This is a genomic window from Pseudomonas sp. LTJR-52 (genome assembly GCF_003691465.1).
Lineage (GTDB): Bacteria > Pseudomonadota > Gammaproteobacteria > Pseudomonadales > Pseudomonadaceae > Chryseomonas > Chryseomonas luteola.
The window spans coordinates 602,836-628,718 of sequence record NZ_CP033105.1; the positions used below are offsets into that span (position 1 = coordinate 602,836).

General features: G+C 58.4%; 23 protein-coding genes. 15 read left to right on the forward strand and 8 right to left on the reverse strand.

Annotated elements, in window-relative coordinates; all coding sequences use genetic code 11:
* Window positions 1-180 precede the first annotated feature (180 nt).
* Complete coding sequence (locus EAW52_RS02785) at window positions 181-1,104, forward strand: LysR family transcriptional regulator (RefSeq protein WP_122044706.1); 924 nt, start codon at window positions 181-183, stop codon at window positions 1,102-1,104.
* Here the strand turns inward: EAW52_RS02785 and EAW52_RS02790 are convergent.
* The 3 genes from EAW52_RS02790 to EAW52_RS02800 are packed head-to-tail and all read right to left on the reverse strand — an operon-like array spanning window position 1,021 to window position 2,811.
* The gene (locus tag EAW52_RS02790) at window positions 1,021-1,338 is read right to left on the reverse strand and encodes an AzlD domain-containing protein (RefSeq protein ID WP_122041335.1); all 318 of its coding nucleotides are present in this window, start codon (window positions 1,336-1,338) and stop codon (window positions 1,021-1,023) included. The two genes, EAW52_RS02785 and EAW52_RS02790, sit on opposite strands and share 84 nt — an antisense overlap.
* Entirely contained in the window at window positions 1,317-2,021 is a 705-nt protein-coding gene (locus EAW52_RS02795; protein WP_256680722.1) for an AzlC family ABC transporter permease, read from the reverse strand. Before EAW52_RS02795 ends, EAW52_RS02790 begins: the two co-directional genes overlap by 22 nt.
* A 43-nt stretch (window positions 2,022-2,064) precedes the next feature.
* Window positions 2,065-2,811, reverse strand: a complete 747-nt coding sequence (locus tag EAW52_RS02800) for a 2OG-Fe dioxygenase family protein (RefSeq protein ID WP_122041336.1) — start codon at window positions 2,809-2,811, stop codon at window positions 2,065-2,067.
* A gap of 248 nt (window positions 2,812-3,059) precedes the next feature.
* On the opposite strand from EAW52_RS02800, the gene EAW52_RS02805 reads away from it, so the two are divergent.
* Window positions 3,060-4,352, forward strand: a complete 1,293-nt coding sequence (locus EAW52_RS02805) for a sensor domain-containing diguanylate cyclase (protein ID WP_218567919.1) — start codon at window positions 3,060-3,062, stop codon at window positions 4,350-4,352.
* A gap of 107 nt (window positions 4,353-4,459) precedes the next feature.
* Here the strand turns inward: EAW52_RS02805 and EAW52_RS02810 are convergent, their stop codons facing one another.
* Window positions 4,460-4,798, reverse strand: coding sequence for a hypothetical protein (locus tag EAW52_RS02810; protein ID WP_122041338.1), 339 nt, complete (start codon window positions 4,796-4,798; stop codon window positions 4,460-4,462).
* 735 nt (window positions 4,799-5,533) lie between these two features.
* Between EAW52_RS02810 and EAW52_RS02815 the strand changes: the two genes are divergently transcribed.
* From EAW52_RS02815 to cydB, 4 genes are all read left to right on the forward strand, one after another.
* Window positions 5,534-7,936, forward strand: coding sequence for a CHASE domain-containing protein (locus EAW52_RS02815; protein WP_162997571.1), 2,403 nt, complete (start codon window positions 5,534-5,536; stop codon window positions 7,934-7,936).
* 73 nt (window positions 7,937-8,009) lie between these two features.
* On the forward strand, window positions 8,010-9,539 hold the full coding sequence (locus EAW52_RS02820) for a sensor domain-containing diguanylate cyclase (RefSeq protein WP_122041340.1): 1,530 nt from the start codon (window positions 8,010-8,012) through the stop codon (window positions 9,537-9,539).
* Window positions 9,540-9,655: 116 nt separating this feature from the next.
* Window positions 9,656-11,029 (forward strand): cytochrome ubiquinol oxidase subunit I, encoded by a 1,374-nt coding sequence (locus EAW52_RS02825; protein ID WP_122041341.1) that lies wholly within the window; start codon window positions 9,656-9,658, stop codon window positions 11,027-11,029.
* Window positions 11,030-11,033: 4 nt separating this feature from the next.
* A complete protein-coding gene (gene cydB / locus EAW52_RS02830; RefSeq protein ID WP_122041342.1) occupies window positions 11,034-12,041 on the forward strand; it encodes a cytochrome d ubiquinol oxidase subunit II in 1,008 nt (335 codons plus the stop codon).
* A gap of 51 nt (window positions 12,042-12,092) precedes the next feature.
* Here the strand turns inward: cydB and EAW52_RS02835 are convergent, their stop codons facing one another.
* The gene (locus EAW52_RS02835) at window positions 12,093-12,383 is read right to left on the reverse strand and encodes a PepSY domain-containing protein (protein WP_122041343.1); all 291 of its coding nucleotides are present in this window, start codon (window positions 12,381-12,383) and stop codon (window positions 12,093-12,095) included.
* A gap of 67 nt (window positions 12,384-12,450) precedes the next feature.
* Between EAW52_RS02835 and EAW52_RS02840 the strand changes: the two genes are divergently transcribed.
* Window positions 12,451-12,696 (forward strand): hypothetical protein, encoded by a 246-nt coding sequence (locus EAW52_RS02840; protein WP_162997572.1) that lies wholly within the window; start codon window positions 12,451-12,453, stop codon window positions 12,694-12,696.
* 33 nt (window positions 12,697-12,729) lie between these two features.
* Here EAW52_RS02840 and EAW52_RS02845 read toward each other — a convergent pair whose 3' ends face one another.
* A complete protein-coding gene (locus EAW52_RS02845; RefSeq protein WP_122041345.1) occupies window positions 12,730-13,692 on the reverse strand; it encodes a CHAD domain-containing protein in 963 nt (320 codons plus the stop codon).
* Between the two features lie 338 nt (window positions 13,693-14,030).
* Window positions 14,031-14,816 (reverse strand): ion transporter, encoded by a 786-nt coding sequence (locus EAW52_RS02850; RefSeq protein ID WP_037030590.1) that lies wholly within the window; start codon window positions 14,814-14,816, stop codon window positions 14,031-14,033.
* Between the two features lie 159 nt (window positions 14,817-14,975).
* Here EAW52_RS02850 and pap point away from each other — a divergent pair, with 159 nt between their 5' ends.
* From pap to EAW52_RS02865, 3 genes are all read left to right on the forward strand, one after another.
* Window positions 14,976-16,466, forward strand: a complete 1,491-nt coding sequence (gene pap, locus EAW52_RS02855) for a polyphosphate:AMP phosphotransferase (RefSeq protein WP_122041346.1) — start codon at window positions 14,976-14,978, stop codon at window positions 16,464-16,466.
* A gap of 17 nt (window positions 16,467-16,483) precedes the next feature.
* A complete protein-coding gene (locus tag EAW52_RS02860; protein WP_122044707.1) occupies window positions 16,484-17,107 on the forward strand; it encodes a bifunctional 2-polyprenyl-6-hydroxyphenol methylase/3-demethylubiquinol 3-O-methyltransferase UbiG in 624 nt (207 codons plus the stop codon).
* 123 nt (window positions 17,108-17,230) lie between these two features.
* Window positions 17,231-17,914, forward strand: a complete 684-nt coding sequence (locus EAW52_RS02865) for a DUF2238 domain-containing protein (RefSeq protein WP_122041347.1) — start codon at window positions 17,231-17,233, stop codon at window positions 17,912-17,914.
* A 6-nt stretch (window positions 17,915-17,920) separates the two neighbouring features.
* Here EAW52_RS02865 and EAW52_RS02870 read toward each other — a convergent pair whose 3' ends face one another.
* On the reverse strand, window positions 17,921-18,799 hold the full coding sequence (locus EAW52_RS02870) for a sugar phosphate isomerase/epimerase (RefSeq protein ID WP_122041348.1): 879 nt from the start codon (window positions 18,797-18,799) through the stop codon (window positions 17,921-17,923).
* 348 nt (window positions 18,800-19,147) lie between these two features.
* Here EAW52_RS02870 and glyA point away from each other — a divergent pair, with 348 nt between their 5' ends.
* From glyA to EAW52_RS02895, 5 genes are all read left to right on the forward strand, one after another.
* Window positions 19,148-20,401 carry a serine hydroxymethyltransferase gene (gene glyA / locus EAW52_RS02875; protein ID WP_122044708.1) on the forward strand — a complete coding sequence of 418 codons (1,254 nt, stop codon included), beginning with the start codon at window positions 19,148-19,150 and terminating at the stop codon, window positions 20,399-20,401.
* Between the two features lie 123 nt (window positions 20,402-20,524).
* Window positions 20,525-21,775: a sarcosine oxidase subunit beta family protein gene (locus EAW52_RS02880; RefSeq protein ID WP_122041349.1), complete on the forward strand. Its 1,251-nt coding sequence runs from the start codon at window positions 20,525-20,527 to the stop codon at window positions 21,773-21,775.
* A 12-nt stretch (window positions 21,776-21,787) separates the two neighbouring features.
* On the forward strand, window positions 21,788-22,111 hold the full coding sequence (locus EAW52_RS02885) for a sarcosine oxidase subunit delta (protein WP_122041350.1): 324 nt from the start codon (window positions 21,788-21,790) through the stop codon (window positions 22,109-22,111).
* Window positions 22,108-25,125, forward strand: a complete 3,018-nt coding sequence (locus EAW52_RS02890) for a sarcosine oxidase subunit alpha (protein ID WP_122041351.1) — start codon at window positions 22,108-22,110, stop codon at window positions 25,123-25,125. The genes EAW52_RS02885 and EAW52_RS02890 overlap by 4 nt, the downstream gene beginning before the upstream one ends.
* Entirely contained in the window at window positions 25,118-25,750 is a 633-nt protein-coding gene (locus EAW52_RS02895; protein WP_122041352.1) for a sarcosine oxidase subunit gamma, read from the forward strand. The genes EAW52_RS02890 and EAW52_RS02895 overlap by 8 nt, the downstream gene beginning before the upstream one ends.
* Window positions 25,751-25,883: the final 133 nt, after the last annotated feature.

Consider the following 25,883-nt stretch of genomic DNA (forward strand, 5'->3'; position numbering starts at 1 on the left):
CACCGTTTCCTTTTCCCGTCTGATATTACCGCAGCGGCACAATGCCCCTATTTTTCATAGGGGCTATTCCTGCTCTAATACCGCCAGGCACTGAGACAGCTGCTAAGGTAAGGTAGAAGATCGCAGCATTGTGTGATCAGATCGCTACAGCATCGCTCCTTTCTGATCGAGGGCGTCAAAATGGATGTCAGAACGCTGCGCAACCTGACGCGGGTGGCGCGTACAGGCTCTCTGTCTGCCGCGTCAGATGAGGCCTGCCTGACCGTGCAGGCCCTGGCGGCGCAATTGAACAAGGCGGAAGACCAGTTCGGGTTCAGGATTTTCAAGCGATCCAACAAGGGATTGCTCCTGACCGAGCGTGGTCACGCGCTCATGCCTTATATCGAGAAGGTGGTGGAGTCCGCCCGGCAACTGGACAGCAAGGCTGCCGAGTTAAGCCAAGCCACGCCACGGCTGCTGCGGGCCGCACTGAACAGCACGCTACCGGCCGATATCAACCAGTGCATCGTCAAGCGGATGATGCAGGTCTTCAGCGATTATCACCTGGAGTTCAGCTTTGCCGAGTCCATCGAGAACCTCAGCAAGCTGCGTAACGACAATATCGACCTTGCGGTACTGATCGGACCACCGCAAGCCGATCTGGACAGCCTTGAGCTGGCTGATCTTCATATTGATGTCGTAGGTGCTTACCACGGTGCCGATGCAGAGGCGTACAGCGACCTGAGTGACAAGCTGCTTGTTAGGCCGACCAGCGACTGCCCTTATTCCACCAGTTTCGAGCGGTTTCTAGACAGTGGTCAGGCAGTGGGCCAATGGGGGCATCGCATGATCTATTCGGGTAGCGAAACCCTGACCGTCTCGCTGATCAAACAACTCGATGGCTTGGGCGTCGTTTCACGGGCGGCGGCTTGCAAGCATGGATTGTCCATCGTACCGGGGTTTGAGGATTCGCTGCCGGTACGCCTGGTCGTCAACAATGTCGACTTGCCTATTCGTGCCCTGGAGCAGCTGACCCGTCCCTTACAGCACTCGCCCCAGCGCAATATACGACAACAGGCCTACCGCCACACTGAGGAGCAGGTTCTTACTGAAATAAGCGCATAACAGCGTCGGTATGGCGGCAACGAATTCGGGCCGCATGAAGTTCACATGCTTTTCCGTCACCACCAGCGGTGTGAGGGTAATGGCCGCAACGATGCAGACGGGCAGAAACTCCAGCGTTCGCGTGAGGAATCCTGGCCAGCGCTCGGTACTGAGCTGCATTGGTAGCACCCGTGGTAACAGTGTCACCGCGGTCATCAGGACGATTATCAGGATCAGGAACGTTTCTTGAGACATACGCCTACCCAGCAGCCAAAGAACGTGGCGATAAAGACATTCAGGGCGGACTCGAACAGCAGGTTCAGCACACCCATGCAGGCCACCGCCGCCAGAGCAGCCACCAGCTTGCCCTTGGAATCACAAAGCGAGACCAGCACGTACAGCATCATGGCGGTCAAGGCATAGTCGAGCTTGTACTGGATCAGGTGGGCAGTGTAGGTCGAGCTGAGAGCACCCAGCAGCGCGCCCAGCACCCAGGCACTGTGACAGAAGAGGTTGAACGAGATCAGGTAACGGGCATTGACCGCAACGCCTTTCTGCAACTTGCTGCTGTGAAAGGCAAAGGACTCGTCCGTCAGCTCCGCCGCATACACCCACCGTTCCAGACGGCTCAGGCCTATTGTGCGCAGGGCTCTGGACATGTACATCGACATCAGCATGTGACGGGCGTTGATCAGAAAGGTAGTCATCACAATAGTGATGACCGAGGCGTTCGCCGTCATCAGTGCCAGAGCGGCGAACTGCGAGGCGCCGGCATAGACGAACAAGCACATGGCGACCGGTAACCAGAGCGGATAGCCTGCATTCACGGCCATCAGGCCGAAAACGAACGAGACCGTAAAATAGCCAGCAACGACCGGACTGGCCTCGCTGAAGGTGCGTAGCTGAGGAGCTTTCCGGGTTAAAACACGCGTATTCACACCATCCTCTCATTGCCGGGCTGAAATCGGACCGTTCATAGGTTTACCGCACAATGTCATGGACCGTCCCGGGTTTGGAGAAAGAGATGGCGATGATCTGACGGAATGCCGGGCGCTTTGGGTCCTTCGTGGACGCAGGCGTCACGTAATGACGCATCTCCCGGTCCAGGAAAAACGTCGTGTCCAGGATGTGCTCGTAAGTCAGCGCGGCGAGCAGCTCCTCTTGTACGTTATATAGCCGGCTTTCGGCACCTGCAATGTTATGCCGACCCCAGAAATGCATTGCGCTGAAGGGGTAGCCGTCGCAGTGAATTCCTTCAGGCGTGATTTCGACCTGCTGGCCGGGGTTGATCTCGATCCGAATTTGATGAATCTGGCACTGCCACATGTCGTTATGCAGGTGCGCTGGCAATACGCTTTTGTACACCTCGAAATCCAGGGCGATCAGGCTGCGAAGAACAGGGGAGGCGATCACTTCATCGGAGAAATCCTGGAAGTGCCGCTCCATGCCGCCTACATAGCGATTGTTAGCCAAGGATTGTACATAGGGGCGATGTTCGAGCTGGCGCAGCTCCTGATTGACGGGGTGGTACTCGAAATCGCTGTAGCGTCTGAACCGTGCGCCCGACTCGGCCTGGCCATAATAACTGTCGCGCTCCATGGCTTCCCAGCTATGGGTCAGCCGGACGAATTCGTCAAAGTTGCCCGTCAGGCTGAAGTCTGCGCCTTTCACATTGGCAAACTTGTTTTGACGCAGGGCGTCACCAACCGCCTTGTTGAGAACAATCATGATCGTCTCCGCTCCATTGAACGATCCACTCTAAGCGCTGGGCAGATTTGCTCTATGAGAAATAATTTAAAGCATCTCAACGAAAAGTTGAGATTGGCTGAGGGCCTGCTGCCTGCATGAGGTACCCACGGTCTGATGGTCATCCATCGGGCGATCGGATGGTCATGTCAATTTGTTGCAGGCTGCGCCGATACAGGGTGTACAAGATGCGTCCTACCTGGAGGCACGTCAGTTACCAGATGCCTACCATGACTTCTTCCGTCCTTACGTTTGATAGCGAATTGCAGCTCCGTGGCTTTATTGATGCCATACAGGAGTTCATTGTCCTCAAGGATGGTCAGGGACGGTGGTTGATCACGAACAAGATCGTGATCGACACTTATCGGCTGAATGATGTTGATTATGTGGGCAAGACTGACATGGAGCTGGCGTTGATTCGACCAGAATTCCATGACGCTTTCGCCTACAACGTGGACACTGACGAGCAGGCCTGGCAAAAAAGGTCGGCGCTGCGTATCCAGAAGTCCTTCATGGGGCTGGATGGCCGTCTCAACACGTGGGAAGTGATCAAGACACCCAGTTTCGATGAGGCGGGTAATCGCCACCAGCTTGTTATCGTCAGCCGCAATATTACCGAGCGGCGTCTGGCAGAGCAGGCGCTTGAGGCCAGTGAGCGGCGTTATCGGCTGATTGCCGACAACATGCTCGACGTTATCGGTGTGTTCAAACCAGAAGTAGGCATCGAATACGTTTCGCCTTCTTTTGAGCATGTCCTGGGGCATCGGGCAGTTGCCTATCTAGGACGTGACATGTTCGAGCTGATCCACCCGGACGATATCGATCCCTTGCGCAGTGCGTTTCGAATGCTACTGGAGGGTACTGCCTTGCATACGACGGTTGAATGCCGCTGCCGTCACGTTCAGGGACACTACATATGGTTCGAAATGCATCTCTCCAGTACGTATACGGGCGAGGGCAGTCTGGACAATGTCGTCTTTGCTTGCCGTGATATCTCGGCACGTAAAGCCTACGATCAGCATCTTCAAACGCTGGCTTACCACGATCCCCTGACGGGAGCGCCCAACAGACGCTCCTTGATGGACCAGATCCAGCTCATGATCAATCAGGCATCGACCGGTTCAAGTTTTGCCGTCCTGTACCTGGATCTTGATCGCTTCAAGCCTATCAATGACGAGAAGGGGCATGATGTGGGAGACGAGCTGCTGATTGAGTTTGCCAGCAGACTCAAGCAGAACCTGCGTGCCAACGACCTGTATGCCCGTATTGGTGGCGACGAGTTCGTGATCGTGCTGGCCCAGGTGAACGAGGCCCAGGCGGTCACCATTGCCGAGCGGTTGTGTCTGGCCTTGCAAGCGCCATGGGCGCTGCCGTGTGGGGAGCTCAAGACCACTTCGTCCATTGGTGTGGCGCTCTACCCCGATGCAGGCCTGTCTGTGCATACCTTGCTGCGTCATGCTGACGAAGCCCTGTATGAGGCCAAGCGGGCAGGGCGAGCCTGTGTCATGGTCTACAACGGATAGGCGCAAAGAGAATACGTGGGCGCCAGGGCTGGCAGGCGGGGCGGGATATCAAAAAGAGGGTAATGCAGGAGGGCAGGCGTTGTCTGGCAGGGCCTGCCCTTGAACCGTCACGCGTCGCAGAGGACGCGCATACTGTTAACGGTCATCTCAAGGTGCTGTTCCAGTCGCTCCAGCTCAGCTTGCTGCGGCTCGGGGAACGGATGGCAGTCCAGTGCCTGGGTCACCAGGGTGCTTATCAGGACGAAGAAGGCGAGTACCTCTTCTGGATCGGAGCTGGCATTCAGGCGCGAATAGCGGGCCTGCTCCGAAGCATAATTGGTTTCAGCGACATCAAACTTGCGCAGTACAGCGCCCAGCCACTGGGTCGAATGCACACAGAACGGCGTGCCCCGATAGGCTTGCGGCTGGCGTTGTTCGTAATGCTTTTGAGTGTTGTGTGTATTCATGATCTGTATTTGCTTCTAAGGGCTAACAAGGCTCAGCAAACTGGACGACGTGAACTAACTGGACGGTATTTACGATCCGTCGAATTTCCTGCCACCTAGGGCTCATGCCTGAGCGTTTTCAGTTGGCTTCATCAGCTCAATCAGCTTGATCGTTGTATCGGCGCCCCTCACAAAAACATGAGTACGAAGGTGCAACGGGCAGACGGACGATCATCTGCTGCTAGCCTTGCCGATTGATGGCTATTTGCCAACAAGAAGCGGCGTAGGGTAGTGAAACGGTTGGCATCCTGCTACTGATTTCTGATCACGTTATGTGACCGCGGCAAGAAAAACAGGCTAAACGACTTGCATGGGTAGGCGGGGCTGGTAAGGCGAGGGAAAAACTTTCTGGCAGGCAACAAAAAACCCGCCGAAGCGGGTTTTCTGGTTGACCTTACTCAACGTCCTGTCGAGCTGCCATCCTGGCCTGGTCATTCATCCTTGATCTACCTGAGCGCTTCCTGCGCTGCAGTCCGATAGGTGTAGATTACGCACCTTACGCATTCATACCTAGAGCCAATGGCGCCTTGTGCGTGTAAGCCTTTGGCTATACCTGTCCTGCGCTCACCTGCATCCGCGTGCGTAAGCCTCACGCCGGTCGGCTTTTGCTGCAAGTCAGACCTTAAACTCCATCGCTTTCTGCCGATATGAAGACTGGGTTACCGCCTGTCCATCTGACTGTCTCGTTGAATGATCATGTTTCGATCCTCGTTTTCCCTGTGGCTTACCCAGCGCTCCCTCGTACTGGTTTCCAGCGTGGCGGCCCTTGGGCTGACTGTGACGCTGCTTGCCTGGTACATCCTGCAAGGTTCAGAGCAGGAGGCCGCCCGTGAGCGCTTTTCCCGTGGCGCATCGGAAATTACCCGGGAGCTGGATGGCGCAATGGCACGCTATGAACGCCTGTTGCGGGCGGGGAGCAGCCTGTTCAATGCCGGCGATGAAATTTCCCGACTGGAATGGCGCCAGTTTGCCGAAAACATGCGACTCGAAGAGGATTACCCAGGGATGCAGGGTTTTGGTTTCGCCCCGTTGATTGCCGCTCACGATAAGAGCAGTTTTGAGGAGCGTGTCCGGAAAGAAGGCTTCCAGGGCTATGAGATCAGACCAGACGGCAAGCGTGACACGTTCATTCCTATTCTCTATATCGAGCCCTTTATGGGACGCAACCTGAGGGCATTCGGGTTCGATATGTTTTCCGAGGCGAACCGGCGAGCGGCGGCCGAACAGGCCCGTGACTCAGGCCATGTAAGCCTGAGCGGAAAGATCACGCTTGTGCAGGAGACCGAGAACCCTCAGGCCGGTACCCTGATGTTCGTACCGTCCTATTTCAGCGACATGCCGACCCAGACGGCCGAGCAGCGACGCAAGGCCTTGCGAGGATTTGTTTTCGCCCCCTTCAGGATGGGCGATCTGATGACGGCCGCCCTGAAAGACCGTGCCGATGATCTGGCACTTGAAATCTACGATGGTGAGCAACCTGCAGCGGCAAACCGCCTGTTTTCAAGGCGTATGGATCTAGTAAGTACCCTGCCAGGTTACATACCCCGCTTCGACAGCCTCCAACATATTGACGTAGCCGGACGGCAGTGGACATTGCGTTTCGTTACTTTGCCTGCCTTCGAGACAGCGGCCCCTGCCAGCCGTGCACAGGTCGTATTGTTCAGTGGTCTGGGACTTACCTTGCTGCTCTGTGTGCTGGTGGCGTCATTGGCCACCATGCGTGCCCGCGCCGAGCAACTGGCAGATCGTATGAGTCGCGCCTACCGGGAAAGCGAAGCGCGGATACGCTCCATTATCGACGGGGCGGCGGAAGGCATTGTGATCACGGAAAGCGACCCGGGCATGACCGTCTTGAAAATCAATCTGGCAGGTGAGCAGATGTTGGGTTTGCTGGCCGCTGAGGCCAAGGGGCGCTCGCTGGCGCATCTGCTGGCTGTGAAGGGTGATCGCATTTTGGATGATCTGCGTCAGGGTACGGCCAGCAGTGTCTGGCTCGACACGCACTACACGTCGGCAAAAGGTCAGTGCCGCAGCCTGAACATGGCCATTACGGTCGCCGAGCAGGATGGAGTCCAGCGTTTGATCGTACTGATCAGTGACCAGACTGACCTGCATCAGGCACGGCAGCAGGCTCTGATGGCAGGTGCCCTGAACGAGGCGATCCTGCTGCATTCGCCGTTCTGCATCTTCTCGACCGATCCTGAGGGCCGCCTGCGTACAGTTAATCCGGCCGGTGAGCGGCTGCTGGGCTACACCCGGGCAGAACTGGTCGAGACGCAGTACATCAGCGACCTGCTGGATGCCAATGAGCAATCGGTCAAGGCCGAGCAGCTGAGCCAGGCGCTGGGCCGTACGGTGACCGAATGGGAGAGCTTTGTCAGGCTGGCGCAGGAAAAGCCCGAGGAGGAACACGAATGCGGTTTTGTCTGCCGTGGCGGGGTACGGTTACCCGTCAACCTGGCCGTGACGGCGTTGCGTGACCAGACGGGCCAGATCACGGGGTATCTGGGTATTGCCTACGACATTACCGAGCGCAAGCGGGCCGAGGAGCTGATGCGCTACCAGGCTCTGCATGACGGTTTGACCGGCTTGCCCAATCGCACGCTGATGGCCGACCGGATGAGCATGGCCATCGAGCGGGCCAAGCGAAACCAGGAGGTCTTGGGGGTCATGCTGATGGACCTCGATCACTTCAAGGAGATCAACGACACCCTGGGGCATGACGTGGGCGATGAGGTCCTCAGGCAAGTAGCGCATCGCCTGAAGAGTGCTGTACGTCAGAGTGATACGGTGGTCCGCCTGGGAGGCGATGAATTTGTTGTGCTGTTGGGTGATCTGAAGCGGATCGAGGATGCCAGCAATGTCGCCACGAAGATCCTGAAGACCATTGAGGCTGACCTGATTATCGGACCGCACCGCCTTTACCTGTCTACCAGTATCGGCATTGCCTTGTACCCGGAGCAGGGCGTGGATCTGGACGGGTTGCTCAAGAATGCCGATCGGGCCATGTATGAGGTCAAGCGGCGCGGCAAGAAGGGGTTCGCGCTGTCCCAGACCTCATTGACACCAGAAGATCAAATAAAACAGCGGCTTGTCTGATGACCTTTGGCTATGATTGAAACACTGCGGTGATGGGTTCGCCGTCGTAAGAAGATTATAAGGATAGCGAAGCATGCCAGACCCCCACGAGATCTCGAAGAGGGCCAGCCGATGGCCGTCACAGCGTCTCGCGCTCGGCTTCGTGATCCTGGTCTGTCTGTCCCTTTTCAGTCTGGATATCTGGCAGGCCTTACGGGGGCGGGGCGAGCGGCTTCAGGAGGCCGAGGTTGCCACTTCCAACCTGGCACGCTCACTGGCGCAACATGCCGACGATACGGTCGAAGAGGTCGATATTGTTCTGGCCGGCATCGCCGAGCGACTGGCCTGGGATGGAATCGAAGAGACCAACCGGGTCCGCATGAAGGCCTGGCTGCAGGATCGGATAAATGCACTGCCCCAGCTGCATGGGTTGTTCATCTACGACCAGGACGGGCGCTGGATCGTCACCTCGAACAGTCAGGATCCGGTAAACATAAACAACGGGGATCGGGAATATTTTGCCTATCACCGTACCCATAAGGACCTGGGACCGCATATCGGGCCGGTCATCCGTAGCCGCACGACAAACGAGCTGGTAATTCCGGTGTCTCGGCGGATCAATCGTCCCGACGGGGGCTTCGCTGGCGTTGCGCTGGCAACGCTGAAGGTCGAGTATTTCAACCGTTTCTACGCAGAATTCGATATCGACCAGCAGGGCGCGATCTTTCTTGCTCTCCATGACGGAACCATACTGGTGCGACGCCCGTTTGACGAAGCCCTGATCGGCCAGAGTCTGGCCAAGGGGCGTATCTTCAGCGAGCTGCTACCGGCCTCAGCAACCGGGACGGGCATGGTGAAATCTATCGTGGATGGGGTCGAGCGTATGTCGGCCTACCGCAAGATGGACAAGTATCCGCTGGTGGTCATGGCGGCTGTTTCCAAGGAAGCGGCCCTGGCGTCCTGGTACAAGGACATGAGCCGGTCGTTTATTACCGGGATTCTGCTGATTGCCGTAGCCGGGTTCGGATTGGCCCTGATTCGGCAGATCCGTATCGACCTGGAGACGGAGCGGGCGCTACGTGAGTCGCACCATGCGCTGGAGAAAATGGCCATGGAAGACAGCCTGACCGGACTTGCGAACCGGCGGCAGTTCGACATGGCCCTCAAGGCCGAGATCAGCCGGGCCCGGCGGGCGCAGACGTCGCTAGGCATCATCATGATCGACATTGATCATTTCAAGCGCTACAACGACCTCTATGGTCATCCAGCCGGCGACGAGTGCATCAAGGCCGTAGCGGAAGCCGTGCTGTCCTGTACCCGTCGCGCTGTCGACCTGGCTGTCCGCTATGGGGGCGAAGAGATTACAGTGCTGCTCCCGGATACGGACGATGCCGGTACCCATCAGGTGGCCGAAAACATGCTCAACGCTGTTCGCAAATTGGCGATCCTGCATGAGGGTAATGAAAACGGCCGTATCGTCACGATCAGTGCCGGTGTCTTCAGTTGCGTACCCAAGGGCAGGGGCGCGACCAGCCAGTACCTGATCAAGTCAGCCGATGAGGCGCTCTATGCCGCCAAGGCGGCCGGGCGCGACCGGGTTTATCCTCCGCTAAGCAAGATGTGAGGCGCTGGGTCAGTATTAAAATGGAATTGAAACGCCATCCCTGTTGTCGCAGTAGCGAGGTTTGAAGCCGAGCGGCTAAAGCCTCTCGCTTCGTAACGCTTGCCCTTCAGGTTTTTATGGACGTCACTGATCCCGCCCTGCAAATCGCCCGAGCCCAGTTTGGCATCACTATCGGGTTTCATATCGTGCTGGCTGCGTTCAGCATCGGACTCGCCAATTTTCTCATGGCCCTGGAAGGGCTCTGGCTGTGGAAAAGACAGCAGGCCTATCTTGATCTCTATAAGTTCTGGCTAAAGATCTTTGCGCTGAACGTGGCGGTCGGAACCGTATCGGGCGTGGTCATGGAGTTCGAGTTCGGGACCAATTGGGGGCGCCTTTCGACTCAGGCGGGCTCGATCATCGGTCCGTTGATGTTCTATGAAGTCATGGTGGCGTTTTTTCTGGAGGCCGGTTTCCTCGGCGTCATGCTGTTTGGCATGAAGAAGGTAGGCCCCAAGCTCCACTTTTTCACAACCTGTGCGGTAGCGGTGGGTTCGCTGTTCAGCGCCTTCTGGATTCTGGCCGCCAACTCCTGGATGCACACGCCTGCCGGTTACTCCATCGGGCCGGATGGCCGTTTCGTGCCGGAAGAGTGGCTCGCCATTATTTTCAATCCCTCCTTTCCTTACCGCTTCGTCCACATGATCTTTGCCGCCTTTCTAGGCACCGCTTTCATGGTGGGGGCTGTGGGCGCCTGGCATCTGCTGCGCGATGCGTCGAATCCGCGGGCGCGGATCATGTTTTCCATGGCCATGTGGGTGGTAGCCATCGTTGGGCCGCTGCAGATCATTGCCGGGGATCTGCATGGGGAAAACACCCTGGAACATCAGCCGCAGAAGGTCGCGGCCATGGAGGGGTCGTGGAACCGACCGGCACCGGGGGAGGGCGAGCCGCTACGGCTGTTTGCCGTACCGGATATGGATCAGCAGCGTAATCATTTCGAGCTGGCGATCCCGCATATCGGCTCCTTATACCTGCGCCACAACTGGACCGGCACCATCCAAAGCCTGAGCGAGTTTCCGGCCAGCGATCTCCCTCCAGTCCCTATCGTATTCTTTGCCTTTCGGCTCATGGTGGGGCTGGGCCTGCTGATGGCGACCGTCGGCATTGCCAGCCTGATCGTGCGTACGCGTGGGCGCCTATACACCGCCCGCTGGCTGCACTGGATCGTGCTCCCGATGGGACCGGCCGGCTTTATCGCCATGCTGGCCGGATGGGTCGTGACCGAGACTGGGCGACAGCCATTCACGGTCTATGGATTGTTGCGCACGGCTGACAGCAGTTCGGCACAGTCCTTTTCTTTCGTCATGACCTCAACCTTAAGCATTCTGGCTGCCTATGTGATCGTCTTCGGGATTGGGCTTCTCTATATGCTTCGGGCCATGGCCAGGGCACCCAGGGCTGATGAAAAGGGCCCCGAACCCTCCCTTGCCAACGAGACCGGTGAGTAACTCCATGTCCGCCGATTTGATCCATCAACTCTCCGCCGCGGCGCTGGCATTCGCCATCATCACTTATGTGGTGCTGGACGGGACGGATCTGGGTGTCGGTATTTTGTTTCCGTTCCACAAGGAGACGCAGAGCCGCCATGTCATGGCGTTTTCCATTCTCCCCATCTGGGATGGCAACGAGACGTGGCTGGTGCTGGGTGGCGGCGGGTTGCTGGCCCTGTTTCCCGCGGCATACAGCATCTTTTTTACCGCCATGTATGTACCCATTATTGCCATGTTGCTGGCTCTGGTGTTTCGGGGCGTATCGTTGGAGTTTCGTGACCGCGCAACTCCGGCACATCGGCGCTGGCATGATGCGGCATTTGCAGGGGCGTCTACGCTGGCCGGCCTTTGCCAGGGCATTGTCCTGGGTGGGTTGATTCAGGGGATTCCAAACGATGGCAGCCGGTACACGGGTAATGGCTGGGACTGGCTAAGTGGTTTTACGCTGACCTGTGGGATCGGTCTGGTAGTGGGATACGCGCTACTGGGAGCCTGCTGGCTGGTCTGGCGCACGGAGAGTGACTTGCAGGCTCGGGCCCGAAAACAGGCATCGCTGTTGGGTGGGTTTACCTTGCTGCTCATGGGGCTAGTCATCGTGTGGACCGCAGGACTTCACCCCCTGTATCGGGAGCGCTGGGCCCAGGGCGAGTGGGTGATCCCCCTTCTAGGACTGATGGCGCTTCTGGCGCTGGCCTTCTGGAAGGCATTGCCGTGCCGCATCCATTACCTGCCCCTGTTTGCCGTATTGGGCTGGTTTATGGTGGCGTACGCCGCCTTGATTCTGGCCTTGTACCCCTTGGTCATCCCGCCTGCGCTGACCATTTTTCAGGCATCGTCACCGACCGCGAGCCAAGCGTTCATGCTGACTGGGTTTGCCGTACTGATTCCGTTCACCCTGGCGTACAGCACGTACGGCTTCTGGGTGTTCCGCGGCAAGATTCGTCCACGAGAAGAGGCTGATGGAGAATAGGTTTCAGCCCTGCAAGAGGCCAAGTCCTACGCAGGGCTGGTGAGCAGCGGATCAATCGATCGTCTTACGACCCACTTCTTCACGATCGATTTCTTCCTGGATGATATTGCCGGTACGGGGATCGGCCCGGAAACGATACTTCTCCGAGTTGAGCTTGAGGCCCTTGCCAACCCATTCGCCATTTTCGGCATCCAGGCGGCTCACGGAGGTATAGCCGTTTTCGATGATCTTGGCTTCGACTTCTTTCTTGGGCATCCAGTCCGCACCAGGCTGATCGGCCCAGGCGAAGCCAGTGCCGGCAACCGACAGCAACAGACCTGCAATCACGTGTTTCGTCTTCATGGCACACACCTCAAGGAAATAGGGGATGGCCGCCGCACGGGCTGGCACGTCTCGTCCAGCATGCGTCATGCACAAAGTGTTGATTCGTGACGGTCGGCTTGATCTGGCCATATCTGAAAGAGTGCAGGCGCTGTTGCCGCTCCCTTTGATGTTTTTGCCTGGCTTGACCGACCATCCCGCATCGAACACTAGCTTCGAAGCGCACCGAGGAAGACAAGTTCCAAGGCTAATTGAAGGAAATGTGCCCATTAATGTTGCGAAATTTGCAGAAAAAGGCAGGAACATGTCTATCTCGGGCCAGAGCGGCGATTAGCTGCCCTGACCCGCATGAGACGAGTTGATCCGCTTATGCGGTGACCGGCTCGACCAGATAGGGCAACAGGCCGGCTGGCTCGTGTTTCTTGGCTTTTTTAGCCTTGCTCGGCATGGCCGTGATGTTCCACAGCTTTTCCCAATGCTCCAGAAGCGCGGCCGGCTTATCCACGTAGATACGCTGCCCCAGCTCCATGGCCTTGGCCTGTAACTGCGCGCGGTGGGCAAGAATGCTTTCGTTGATGGCTTGGCGTGTGCTGACTGCACCAAACAGATCAGACTCCTGCTCGAGCAAAAGCTGCATCACCGCCAGGTCGTGGTCATCACCCAGATAGGCAGACAGCTTTTCCAGGCACTTCTGGCGTGATTTGAAGTGTTCTGGCCAGGCGTCCATCAGCAGCTGTGTGTGATACCAGTGATCCTTCACACGCTTGCGCCATTCGTGCAGGGTTTCGTCTGTGGCGTTGCTGCGAGCGACCTTGAGTGCCAGACGGCCATCTGTGTAGGTCTTGAGGATGCCACTTTCCAATAGGCCAAAGTCCTTGCCTTTAAACTTCCAGGTAGACACCTTGTACTTGGCGTCTTCCAATGCTTCCACCAGATCGGCATGGGAACTGGCTGCCTCACCTTGGGAAGCCTTTTCAGCCCGCTCGACGAGTCGGCCCCTGACGCGCTTCATGGCCGGTGAATTGAAGCGCTTGCGGTTGGTTTCGGTCAGGGCATCCCAGCTTTCGATGACGGCTGCGGCATCACGCAGGCTGGATAAGCCCTGACCGAGATCGCGAAAGCGAATGTTTTGAGCCGTGAAGATTTTTTTGCCTAAGGGTTCGCGCACCAGTCTCAGCACGGCGCGGATTTCTTTCAGCCGCTTGCGGGCGTTGTGCACGCCTTTGGCCGAGCCTGCGCTCAAGGATTCCTGGGCTTTTTCTATCCGTTCAACCACTACACGGCGGATCTCATCGTCAACCCGCTTACGCGCTTGAATACGAAACGACATTTCCCTCTCCTGTAAGGACTTGGTGCTCAGCTGAGCATATCGCCTCCGAGAGTATCGGGGGCATTGCTGGCGAACCAGTGGCGTCGATCAATCTTCATCAAACTGTCATATAAGCCTGACAATAGTTAAAGATTTGCCTGTGCGTTTCGCTGTCAGCCAAGCGGTGGGTTCAGTAAAGATGAGTGAAAAAGCAGGGGGTTAGTTCGGCCCTAGAGCGTGTGGCCGGTCACGCCGGGGAGTTTTACCGCTAGAGATCTAGCGTGCTGAGAAAGACGCCAGTCCAACCGACGCCCATCGACGTTTTCTTTTAATCCCGGTCAATTCAGCAGGGCGCAGCCTTAGCTATCCTTGGTCGGATGCGGTATTTCCGCCGCGCGGGTGGCATGCAGCTCCTGGCGCAGCGTTCGGACTTCCTCGTGCAGTTCATCTACTTTGGCCATCAAGGCACGCATCATCTCGCGGTCAGTGTTCTGCTCGTGGGCGTCCTGCTCATCCTTGTCCGTCAGAACCAGCGAGCCGATGTACGCGGCAAAGCTGCCGAATAACCCCACGCCGCCAATCATCAGCATGACAGCCACGATGCGGCCTAGTGTGGTGACTGGATAAAAGTCGCCATAGCCTACGGTGGTCACCGTCACAAAGGCCCACCAGAGCGCTTCTTCGGCCGTATTGATGGAGCTTTCAGGGTTGGGCGCTTCGACCATCAGCATGGTGATGGCGCCAAATGCCACCAGAAGCAGGGTCGCCGTGGCGGCCGACGCGACAATGCCTTCGGCGCGATTGCGAAACAGGAGTCGCCAGATCATCGCAAGCGACTTGATCGCACGCAGGATGCGCAGAATCTGCACCACGCGGACCAGCTTGGCGCCCTGAAAACCGGCTGCTGGAATACAGGCCAGCAGATCAAGCCAGCCCCAGCGCATGAAGTGCCATTTGTTGGGCGCTGCGCGAAAGCGCAAGCAGAAGTCGATGAAGAAAAAGACACAAACCCCATTATCCAGATAACCGAGCAATTGCGAGACTTCCGGCGGCAAGGCAAAAAACAGATCGGCTACCAGTGAGCCCAATACATAAAACGACAAGACCAGGATCAGCAGTTGAAAAGGCGTAATGTGTTCTTTCATGAAGCGTCCGGTAATTACGGTATCTTGAATGTAGGGGTCGCTAGACCCGGTAAAAGTCACGTTCACTGGAACCGAACGACCCGCATCGCTTGGGTTCCAATACAAGACGATTACTGTGCCATACGCGCTTGAAAGGCTGGGCTGACAGGGGAGAGCCGCATGTTTGAATCCGCCGAAACCGATCACGTCATCGACAGGGAAACCTACGAGGCGGCTGTACCAAAGCTGCGTCAGGCGCTGCTGGATGCGCAGTATAAACTCAAGGAGCAGGGGCGGTTTCCGGTCATTCTGCTGATCAATGGCGTAGAGGGTGCCGGCAAGGGCGAAACAGTCAAGCTGTTGAGCGAATGGATGGACCCGCGCCTGATCCAGGTTGAATCCTTTCTGGAGCGAACCGAGGAGGAGCGGCTGCGCCCACCGGCCTGGCGCTACTGGCAGCGCCTGCCGCCCAAGGGGCGGATCGGCATTTTCTTTGGTAACTGGTACAGCCAGCTCCTGCATGCCCGCGTGGAAAAGCGCATCAAATCGGCTGAGCTGGAGGAGGGCATCGGCGACGCCGAACGCCTGGAGCGCATGCTCAGTGACGAGGGTGCATTGATCCTCAAATTCTGGTTTCACCTGTCCAAGAAACAGCTCAAGCACCGGCTCAAAGTCCTCAAGGACGACCCATTGCATAGCTGGCGCATCAGCCCGCTGGACTGGCAACAGTCCCGGACCTACGACAAGTTTGTCGAGCACGGCGAGCACGTTCTGCGGCGGACCAGCCGCGACTATGCGCCCTGGTATGTGGTAGCCGGTTACGACGAAAATTACCGCAGCCTGATGGTAGGCAACATCCTGCTCGAAGCCTTGAACGGCGCGCTTGAGCGAGACGCACAACTGCCCCGCAGCCCGCACACCGCTCCACTACCGCCCAATCTGGATGGACGTGGCGTGTTGAGCAGCCTAGATATGTCCCAGGCTCTTAGCAAGGACGAATACAAGGAGCAGCTTATCGCCGAGCAGGCACGGCTGGCCGGACTCGTGCGGGACAAACGCTTCAAGCGTCATGCGCTGGTCGCCGTGTTCGAGGGAAACGATGCCGCTGGCAAGGGCAGCACGATCCGCCGGGTAACCGGTGCGCTCGATCCTCGGCAATACCGCATCATTCCCATCGCTGCACCGTCTGAAGAAGAGCGCGCGCAACCCTATCTGTGGCGATTCTGGCGGCATATTCCACGATTAGGCGGTTTTACCGTTTTTGATCGTTCCTGGTACGGCCGCGTGCTGGTAGAGCGGGTGGAGGGTTTTGCCAGCGAGGCGGACTGGCTCAGGGCTTACAGCGAAATCAACGATTTCGAGGAGCAGCTGACAGATGCCGGTATCGTACTGGTCAAATTCTGGCTTGCCATCGATTCGGATACGCAGCTCAAGCGTTTCAAGGAGCGGGAGGAGACCCCGTTCAAGCGGTTCAAGATCACCGAGGAAGACTGGCGCAACCGTGACAAGTGGGATGTGTACAGCGCCGCAGTCGAAGACATGGTCGCGCGCAACAGCACCGAAATTGCCCCTTGGACACTGGTTGAAGCCAACGATAAACGCTTCGCCCGGGTCAAGGTATTGCGTACCATCAACGATGCCCTGGAAGCGGCATTTGAACGAAACCGTTGATTGAACTGGACGACGCCATGACCTTGCCTGATGAGCTAGAACGAATCACTGCCCTGACGCTGGCGGACTACGACCAGACGGCCGAGCGTTTTCGTGAGGGCACGCGAGATCATGATGTCAGCCAGAACATCGAGGCGCTGCTTAGGCATTTGGAAGGTCAGGCCCCGCAGCGCATTCTCGACTTTGGCTGCGGGCCAGGTCGGGACCTGAAAACGTTCACGCGTCTGGGACACTCTCCCGTGGGCGTCGATGGGTCTGCCGAATTCGTAGCCATGGCCCGCGCCGATTCGGGGTGCGAGGTCTGGCATCAGAATTTTCTTGCCCTGGATCTTCCGTCAGCGCATTTCGATGGGGTGTTTGCCAACGCCACGCTGTTTCATGTCCCGCTCAGCGAGTTGCCGCGCGTACTCAAGGCGTTGCATGCCACGCTCAAGCCACACGGCGTGCTGTTCAGCTCCAATCCGCGAGGTGACAACCGCGAAGGCTGGAATGGTCGGCGCTATGGTGCATACCACGACTTCGACAGCTGGAAGCGTTATCTAACCGACACGGGGTTCGCCGAACTGGAGCACTATTACCGGCCCGCCGGCTTGCCTCGGGAGCAGCAGCCTTGGCTGGCGTCGGTCTGGCGCAAGGTATAAACGTAACGTAACGAAATTGAGTCTGCCACCGACCCAACGCTGACCTTCTGCGGTCTACCGTTCTGTAATGCGGTCTGCTCCTCGCAGGCTGGCCTGACTGCTGAACGACGTAAGGCGGATGGAATGACTCAACACAAATGGCTGCTTCGATCACTCGTCCTCATCGTATGTGCGGCACTGGTCGCCTCCAGCATCGCACCCTATGACCGCACGACATGGCTGATGGAAATCTTTCCGGTGCTGATTGTGCTGCCGCTGCTGATCACCACTCATGAGCGCTTCAGCCTCACACCGCTGCTGTACATCCTGATTACGATTCACGCCTTGGGGCTGATTGCAGGAGGCGCCTACAGTTACGCCCGCGTGCCCCTGGGTAGCTGGATTCAGGAGTGGCTGGACATGGATCGTAATCCCTACGATAAGCTGGGGCACTTCGTACAGGGGTTCGTGCCGTGCCTGCTGGCTCGCGAGATCCTGATCCGTGAGCGGCAGGTGTCCGGTTACAAGATGCTCGCGTTTCTCTCCGGGTGTGTGGCGGTGGCGGTCAGCGCCGTCTACGAGATGATCGAGTGGTGGGCTGCATTGGCGCTGGGGCAGGGCGCAGAGGAGTTTCTAGGTACGCAGGGGTATGAGTGGGATACCCAGTCCGACATGTTCTATGCCCTGATCGGTGCAACAGTAGCGCTCGTGACCTGCTCGCGGTTGCAGGATCGCCAGATCCGCCAGCTGGAAGCCCACCGGCCGATACCCTCAGCCGCCCGACCGCCTTTGGATCGGCCGGCGCCCCGACACGAGCAGGCCCCCTGAGGGTTTCTAGATGCCCAGATTAGCCAACGCATCTCCTGTGGCCCAGGCTTCTTCGAAGCGGGCCTTGCTGCGAAGAATGGCCTGCTCAAGCGCGTCATCGTCCTCCCAGAGCGCGCCTGGTACATCAGACGAGAAAATTTCCAAAACGTAGGGCCCGTCGTAGCCGGTTTCATTCACGGCAGCGAGCAGGCGATTGACCGGAATGATGCCATCGCCCAGGGTACGACGATCAAAATAGGACCGCGGGCGCTGCCAGTCGGAAAGCTGGGTCAGAAAAATTCGGTCACCCGCCAGTCGAATGGCGTCGGTGAGGTCTGCATCCTGCCAGCTGTTATACAGGTCCAGGCACAGCCCTACATTCTCTCGTGCCACCGCCTGCACCAGCTCATACCCCTGCATGAAGGTATAGAGAATGCTGTCGCGGCTCATCATGGGCGGGCTAAGCGGCTCGATGGCAATGCTCAACCCTTTGTCCTCGGCGTGATCGGCCAGTTCGCGGTAGTGCTTTATGCAGCCCTCCCAGACTTCCGCCTCGTTGCCGCTCTGGCCGAGCGCGCCGGTATTGGTAATGACCGGAATGCCTGTGCAGAAGGGGGCGAAGCGATCAATCGTAGCCTTGATCAGGGCCGTACGTTCAGCAGGATCAGCCGGTTCGAGTGCACTGGTCGCCGGATAAATCGTACGGACTTCAGGCTGCAGCGAGACGGGCTTTAACCCATGCGCATTCAACTGAGCGAATTGTTCGGCGAGCTTGCCGTCGTCCTTGTCGAACTTCATTTCCGCCAGCTCGATGTCGGCGTTGAGATGGGCAAACAGCTCCAGGTCACGTGTGAGTGGCCAGGGTGTGGTAGTGAGTTGACTGATGGCGAAGCGGGGTGTGGTCATAAGGCCTCACACGATCATAGGATAAATGCATCCGCTCTGGCATAAGGGTTTTAGCCAGATCGGCACCGTTCTGGTGTGAGCCGTAAGGGCATGCCGGGGTTCCTGACTCACAGGCGACAAGAGACCAATGGCGCCATTCTTATGTATGCCTGCCTGTGCACCTGTGATCGACGGCCTGTTCGATGCAGCCGACTCGTCTGGCGCATGGATGCGAGGGTGATGTCGCAAACGCACCGCCTTGTGGCGTGAACAGGCATTCTGATGCGCAGCCTCGGTCCTACCATCGCTCTCAAGGATCAGCCCATTGACGGCCATGCCGGCCTTCCGCTGCGCTGCAGGAGAGACGCGATGTTTACCAAGCAAGACCGCATCCAGGGTTACGACGACGCCTTGTTCGCTGCGATGAGCGAAGAGGAGCGTCGCCAGGAAGCTCACCTCGAATTGATCGCCTCGGAGAACTACACCAGCCAACGGGTAATGGAGGCGCAGGGCAGCGGGCTGACCAACAAATATGCCGAAGGCTATCCGGGCAAGCGCTACTACGGCGGTTGCGAGTTCGTCGATAAGGTCGAGCAGTTGGCCATCGAGCGGGCCAAGCAGCTCTTTGGTGCTGACTACGCCAACGTTCAGCCGCACTCTGGCTCCCAGGCCAACGCGGCGGTCTTCCTGGCTTTGCTGCAAGCAGGTGACACAGTGCTGGGCATGAGTCTGGCTCATGGAGGACATCTGACCCATGGTGCCAAGGTCAGCTTTTCCGGCAAGCTCTACAACGCGGTGCAATACGGACTGAATCCCGCAACGGGCCTGATCGACTATGACGAGGTCGAGCGGTTGGCCATAGAACATCAGCCGAAAATGATCATTGCCGGCTTTTCGGCCTATTCGAAAACGCTCGACTTCCCGCGCTTCCGTGAGATTGCCGACAAGGTCGGTGCCTATCTGTTCGTCGATATGGCTCATGTGGCGGGGCTGGTTGCTGCAGGCCTGTATCCCAATCCCCTTCCGTTTGCCGATGTGGTCACCACCACGACCCACAAGACCCTGCGTGGCCCCCGCGGTGGGCTGATCCTGGCGAAGGCCAACGAGGAGTTGGAGAAAAAGCTCAATTCCGCTGTCTTCCCGGGGGGGCAGGGCGGGCCTCTGATGCACGTGATTGCAGCCAAGGCGGTGTGCTTTAAGGAAGCCCTGGAACCCGGCTTCAAGACTTATCAGCAGCAGGTCATCCACAACGCCCAAGCCATGGCTGCGGTGTTCATCAAGCGCGGCTACGACGTGGTCTCCGGTGGGACAGACAACCATCTGTTCCTGGTCAGCCTGATCAAACAGGGCATTACCGGCAAGGATGCCGACGCCGCCCTGGGGCGCGCCGGTATCACGGTCAACAAGAACGCCGTGCCCAATGATCCTCAGTCGCCCTTTGTGACCTCCGGCCTGCGAATCGGCACTCCGGCTGTGACCACGCGTGGCCTGGGCGTGGCCCAGTGCCAGGAGCTGGCCGGGTGGATCTGCGACATCCTCGATCACTTGGGCGATGCCGATGTGGAGGCGCATGTGGCCGAACGTGTGGCCGGGCTCTGCGCAGATTATCCCGTCTACCGCTAATTAGCCCTTCATAAGGTGGGTTGGCAGGAGCGTAACCCACCCTGTTCGATTGAGTCAGCTAGTCATAGGCCACCCTACGAAAATCCTCATTCATGCGTGGGGACAGGTTCAGGAGTCAAACAGATGCAGCGCTATTCCGGTTTCGGCCTTTTCAAGCATTCCCTAAGCCATCATGAAAACTGGCAGCGCATGTGGCGCACGCCAACCCCCAAGCCGGTGTATGACGTGATTGTCGTGGGCGGCGGCGGTCATGGTCTGGCAACGGCCTATTATCTGGCCAAGGAGCATGGCGTCAAAAACGTCGCGGTCATCGAAAAAGGCTGGCTGGGCGGTGGCAATACGGCGCGCAACACCACCATCGTACGGTCCAACTACCTGTGGGACGAATCGGCTCACTTGTATGAGCATGCGATGAAGCTATGGGAAGGGCTCTCGCAGGACCTGAACTATAACGTCATGTTTTCGCAGCGCGGCGTCTACAACCTGTGCCATACGTTACAGGACATGCGCGAAGCCGAGCGCCGCGTCAGTGCCAACCGCCTGAATGGCGTAGACGGCGAACTGCTCGACGCCAGGCAGGTGGCCGAAGAGGTGCCTTACCTCGACTGTAGCAAGAGCACCCGTTATCCGATCATGGGCGCGACGGTACAACGCCGGGGCGGGGTAGCCCGCCACGATGCGGTAGCCTGGGGTTTCGCCCGTGCAGCCGATGCGCTGGGCGTGGACCTGATTCAAAACACTGAGGTCGTTGGCTTCCGTAAGGAAAATGGCGCAGTCATTGGCGTCGAGACCAACAAGGGCTTCATTGGGGCCCGGCGTGTCGGTGTGGTGACGGCCGGTAATTCGGGTCATATGGCCAAGCTGGCCGGTTTTCGCTTGCCGGTGGAATCCCACCCCTTGCAAGCGCTGGTGTCCGAGCCGCTCAAGCCGGTGATCGACAGCGTGATCATGTCCAATGCAGTGCATGGCTATATCAGTCAGTCGGACAAAGGCGATCTGGTGATCGGCGCCGGTATCGACAGCTATGTCGGCTATGGTCAGCGCGGCTCGTACCCGGTCATCGAACACACCCTGCAAGCCATCGTCGAAATGTTCCCAATTCTCTCCCGCGTACGGATGAATCGCCAGTGGGGCGGCATCGTCGATACCACGCCCGACGCCTGTCCAATCATTTCCAAGACACCGGTAGAAAACCTGTTTTTCAATTGCGGCTGGGGCACTGGTGGGTTCAAGGCCACCCCCGGCTCCGGCAACGTCTTTGCCGCTTCGCTCGCCAAAGGGGAAATGCACCCATTGGCGGTTCCGTTCTCCATCGACCGTTTCCATACCGGCGCGCTCATCGATGAGCATGGCGCGGCGGCTGTCGCGCACTAAGGAGCCCTGATCATGTTGCACATCCATTGCCCTCATTGTGGGGAACTGCGCTCCGAAGAGGAATTCCATGCGGCAGGCCAGGCGCATATACCGCGCCCGCTGGACCCGGACAACTGCACTGATGCGGAGTGGGGCGACTACATGTTCTTTCGCGATAACCCACGGGGCATCCACCATGAACTGTGGGTCCATGCCACCGGGTGCCGTCGCTATTTCAACGTGACCCGCAATACGGAAACCTACGAGATTCTCGAAACGTACAAGATTGGCGAGCAACCGCAGGTAAATAGCAAGCCGGTCGTGGTGGCCAAGGCTATCGAAGGAGAAACCGTATGAGTCAGGTCAATCGCCTTACCCACGGTGGTCGGATCGATCGCCGCCAGCCGTTGACCTTTACCTTCAATGGTCAGCGCTACCAGGGCTTTGTCGGCGATACGCTGGCGTCGGCCCTACTGGCCAATGGTGTCGATGTCATCGGGCGCAGCTTCAAATATTCCCGCCCGCGCGGCATCGTGGCCGCCGGGGCTGAAGAGCCCAATGCCATCATGCAGATCGGCTCTACCGAGGCCACGCAGATTCCCAACGTGCGTGCTACCCAACAGCCCCTCTACGCAGAGCTTGTGGCCGCCAGCACCAATGGCTGGCCGAGCGTGAACAATGACCTGATGGGCATTCTTGGCAAGGTCGGCGGCAAGATGATGCCGCCCGGCTTCTACTACAAGACATTCATGTATCCGCAAAACCTGTGGCTGACGTATGAGAAGTACATCCGCAAGGCGGCGGGGCTGGGTCGTGTACCGACCGAGGTCGACCCGGACAGCTATGACCACATGAACCAGCATTGTGACGTACTGGTGGTCGGTGCCGGACCTGCCGGTCTGGCCGCAGCGTTGGCCGCCGCACGCAGTGGGGCCCGTGTGATCCTCGCTGACGAGCAGGAAGAGTTTGGCGGCAGCCTGCTCGATACGCGTGAGCTATTGGATGGCCAGCCCGCTGCCGATTGGGTTGCCAAGGCCATCGCGGAGTTGGAAGCCACCCCCGACGTGACCCTGCTGTCTCGGGCGACCGTCAACGGCTATCACGACCACAATTTTCTGACCATCCATCAGCGTCTTACCGATCATCTCGGCGAAAGGGCCCCGATGGGACAGGTGCGCCACCGAGTGCACCGGGTCCGCGCCAAGCGTGTCGTTCTGGCGAGTGGTGCCCATGAGCGTCCATTGGTATACGCCAACAACGACCTGCCCGGAAACTTGGTGGCGGGTGCCGTCTCCACATATGTGCGTCGCTATGGGGTGGCACCGGGACAAAAGCTGGTGCTGTCCACCAACAATGATTATGCCTACCGTGTCGCGCTGGACTGGCTGGAAGCAGGGCGCGAAGTCGTTGCTATCGCCGACGCACGCCAGAATCCGCGTGGAGCCTGGGTCGAAGAAGCGAGAGCGAAGGGGATTCGCGTCCTGACCGGCGCAGCGGTTACCGAAGCCCGAGGCTCAACACGGGTGACCGGGGCGCGTGTTGCCGCTATCGACATCAAGGGGTTCCGTACCACCAGCCCGGGTGAATGGCTGAACTGCGACCTGATTGCCACATCCGGTGGTTACAGCCCTGTGGTGCACCTGGCATCCCACTTGGGCGGGCGCCCTCTATGGCGCGAGGATATCCAGGCGTTCGTACCGGGCCCGGCTCCGCAAAAACGGGTCTGTGCTGGCGCTGTGAACGGCGTGTTCGCCCTGGGCGATGTGCTGGCCGATGGCTTTGAGGCGGGCGCCACGGCTGCCGGCGAGGCGGGTTTGAAGCCGGTAGCCGGCGAAGTGCCCCGGGCGGAGCATCGCTTCGAAGAGCCTTCGCTGGCGCTCTTCCAGGTACCTCACGAAAAATCCACGGCCCGCGCACCCAAGCAGTTCGTCGATCTGCAAAATGATGTGACGGCAGCGGGTATCGAGCTGGCGTGCCGTGAGGGTTTCGAGTCCATCGAGCACGTCAAGCGCTACACCGCCCTGGGTTTTGGCACCGACCAGGGCAAGTTAGGAAACATCAACGGCCTCGCCATCGCTGCCCGTGTACAAAACAAGGCGATTCCCGAAGTCGGCACCACCATGTTTCGCCCTAACTACACACCGGTCACGTTCGGCGCCGTCGCCGGTCGCCACTGCGGCCATCTCATGGAGCCGGTACGTTTCACCGCGCTTCATGGCTGGCACGTCAAGCAAGGTGCCTTGTTTGAAGATGTTGGTCAGTGGAAGCGCCCCTGGTACTTCCCCAAGGCCGGAGAGGATCTGCATGCCGCCGTGGCCCGCGAGTGCAAGGCCGTGCGCGAGAAAGTCGGCATCCTTGATGCCTCGACCCTCGGCAAGATCGATATTCAGGGCCCGGACGCCCGTGAGTTTCTCAATCGCGTCTATACCAATGCCTGGACCAAGCTGGAGGTCGGTAAGGCCCGTTACGGCCTGATGTGCAAGGAAGACGGCATGGTCATGGACGATGGCGTCACGGCCTGCCTGGCCGACAATCATTTCCTGATGACCACCACGACCGGTGGCGCTGCGCGTATCCTTGAGTGGCTGGAACTCTACCATCAGACCGAATGGCCGGACCTCAGGGTGTATTTCACCTCGGTGACCGACCACTGGGCGACCATGACCCTGTCTGGTCCGGAAAGCCGTAACCTGCTCGCCGAGCTGACCGACATCGATCTGGACAAGGATGCGTTCCCCTTCATGAGCTGGAAGGAAGGCACCGTGGGCGGCGTACCGGCTCGGGTGTTCCGCATCTCCTTTACCGGCGAGCTGTCTTACGAGATTAACGTCCAGGCCGATTATGCGATGGGCGTATGGGAGCAGCTGATAGAGGCTGGCAAGAAGTACGGCCTAACACCCTACGGTACCGAAACCATGCACGTACTGCGGGCCGAGAAGGGGTTCATCATCGTGGGTCAGGATACCGATGGCTCCGTCACCCCACAGGACTTGGGCATGGGCTGGGCCGTCAGCATGAACAAACCGTTCTCCTTTATCGGCAAACGCGGCATGAACCGGCAGGATTGCCTTAAAGCAGACCGCAAGCAGCTGGTGGGCCTCAAGCCAGTCAATCCCAAGGCGGTTCTACCGGAAGGCGCACAGCTGGTGTTCAACACCCAGCAGTCGATTCCAATGACCATGGTGGGGCATGTCACCTCCAGCTATTACAGCGCCTCGATGGGCTTTGGCTTCGCCTTGGCCGTTGTAAGGGGTGGCTTGGGCAAGATGGGACAAAAAGTTTATGCCGCGCTCAGGGATGGCACCTTCGTCGAAGCCGAAATCGTTTCTTCTGTGTTCTATGATCCGAAAGGGGAGCGTCAGCATGTCTAACGTGAACGTTTATCAGCAGCGTCCTGCCGGACCTGCACGCGCCGAATCCCCCTTGTTTCATGCTGAGCTCGACAAGCTGGCGGGCCGGAGCGTTGGCAGCGCAGGCGTGACCTTGCGCGAGAAAAAGCTGCGGGGCCATTTGGTCCTGCGGGGAGAGGCCAGCGATACCGGCTTTACCGGTGCAGTCGAATCCGTACTGGGTTTGGAATTGCCCCCCGCCCTGGGCTTGACTGTGAAAGGTGAAACCTCCCTGCAATGGCTGGGGCCGGATGAGTGGCTCTTGATCGTTCCGCAGGGCGAGGAGTACTCCACCGAACTGAGCCTGCGTGAGGCGATCGGCGATCGGCATATTTCCATCGTCAATGTCAGCGGTGGCCAGACCCTGTATGAGCTGACAGGACCGAATGTACGCAACGTCCTGATGAAGTCCACATCCTACGATGTCCACCCCAGTCAATTTCCGGTAGGCAAGGCGGTCGGGACGGTATTTGCCAAATCCCAGCTGGTTATCCGCCACACCGGTGAGGAGACGTGGGAGCTGGTGGTTCGCCGCAGTTTTGCCGACTACATCTGGCTCTGGTTACAGGACGCCAGCGCCGAATACGGATTAGCCATCGCCAACTGACAGCGTACGGCCAGGATGGGTTGTGCGTATCGATCCCATCCTTCCGCGAACTAACCATTTGGCTGGATACCACAGGTTAAAAGTATACATTTGATCAGTAAGGTGCGTGGGGCGCAGCGATACCTGTGTCCCT

What these genes read in the sequence shown, in the direction of transcription:
- EAW52_RS02785 (WP_122044706.1), top strand. Translation starts at nt 181, where the DNA reads ATGGATGTCAGAACGCTGCGCAACCTGACGCGGGTGGCGCGTACAGGC.
- EAW52_RS02790 (WP_122041335.1), bottom strand. Translation starts at nt 1,338, where the DNA reads ATGTCTCAAGAAACGTTCCTGATCCTGATAATCGTCCTGATGACCGCG.
- EAW52_RS02800 (WP_122041336.1), bottom strand. Translation starts at nt 2,811, where the DNA reads ATGATTGTTCTCAACAAGGCGGTTGGTGACGCCCTGCGTCAAAACAAG.
- EAW52_RS02805 (WP_218567919.1), top strand. Translation starts at nt 3,060, where the DNA reads ATGACTTCTTCCGTCCTTACGTTTGATAGCGAATTGCAGCTCCGTGGC.
- EAW52_RS02810 (WP_122041338.1), bottom strand. Translation starts at nt 4,798, where the DNA reads ATGAATACACACAACACTCAAAAGCATTACGAACAACGCCAGCCGCAA.
- EAW52_RS02815 (WP_162997571.1), top strand. Translation starts at nt 5,534, where the DNA reads ATGTTTCGATCCTCGTTTTCCCTGTGGCTTACCCAGCGCTCCCTCGTA.
- EAW52_RS02820 (WP_122041340.1), top strand. Translation starts at nt 8,010, where the DNA reads ATGCCAGACCCCCACGAGATCTCGAAGAGGGCCAGCCGATGGCCGTCA.
- EAW52_RS02825 (WP_122041341.1), top strand. Translation starts at nt 9,656, where the DNA reads ATGGACGTCACTGATCCCGCCCTGCAAATCGCCCGAGCCCAGTTTGGC.
- cydB (WP_122041342.1), top strand. Translation starts at nt 11,034, where the DNA reads ATGTCCGCCGATTTGATCCATCAACTCTCCGCCGCGGCGCTGGCATTC.
- EAW52_RS02835 (WP_122041343.1), bottom strand. Translation starts at nt 12,383, where the DNA reads ATGAAGACGAAACACGTGATTGCAGGTCTGTTGCTGTCGGTTGCCGGC.
- EAW52_RS02840 (WP_162997572.1), top strand. Translation starts at nt 12,451, where the DNA reads ATGCACAAAGTGTTGATTCGTGACGGTCGGCTTGATCTGGCCATATCT.
- EAW52_RS02845 (WP_122041345.1), bottom strand. Translation starts at nt 13,692, where the DNA reads ATGTCGTTTCGTATTCAAGCGCGTAAGCGGGTTGACGATGAGATCCGC.
- EAW52_RS02850 (WP_037030590.1), bottom strand. Translation starts at nt 14,816, where the DNA reads ATGAAAGAACACATTACGCCTTTTCAACTGCTGATCCTGGTCTTGTCG.
- pap (WP_122041346.1), top strand. Translation starts at nt 14,976, where the DNA reads ATGTTTGAATCCGCCGAAACCGATCACGTCATCGACAGGGAAACCTAC.
- EAW52_RS02860 (WP_122044707.1), top strand. Translation starts at nt 16,484, where the DNA reads ATGACCTTGCCTGATGAGCTAGAACGAATCACTGCCCTGACGCTGGCG.
- EAW52_RS02865 (WP_122041347.1), top strand. Translation starts at nt 17,231, where the DNA reads ATGACTCAACACAAATGGCTGCTTCGATCACTCGTCCTCATCGTATGT.
- EAW52_RS02870 (WP_122041348.1), bottom strand. Translation starts at nt 18,799, where the DNA reads ATGACCACACCCCGCTTCGCCATCAGTCAACTCACTACCACACCCTGG.
- glyA (WP_122044708.1), top strand. Translation starts at nt 19,148, where the DNA reads ATGTTTACCAAGCAAGACCGCATCCAGGGTTACGACGACGCCTTGTTC.
- EAW52_RS02880 (WP_122041349.1), top strand. Translation starts at nt 20,525, where the DNA reads ATGCAGCGCTATTCCGGTTTCGGCCTTTTCAAGCATTCCCTAAGCCAT.
- EAW52_RS02885 (WP_122041350.1), top strand. Translation starts at nt 21,788, where the DNA reads ATGTTGCACATCCATTGCCCTCATTGTGGGGAACTGCGCTCCGAAGAG.
- EAW52_RS02890 (WP_122041351.1), top strand. Translation starts at nt 22,108, where the DNA reads ATGAGTCAGGTCAATCGCCTTACCCACGGTGGTCGGATCGATCGCCGC.
- EAW52_RS02895 (WP_122041352.1), top strand. Translation starts at nt 25,118, where the DNA reads ATGTCTAACGTGAACGTTTATCAGCAGCGTCCTGCCGGACCTGCACGC.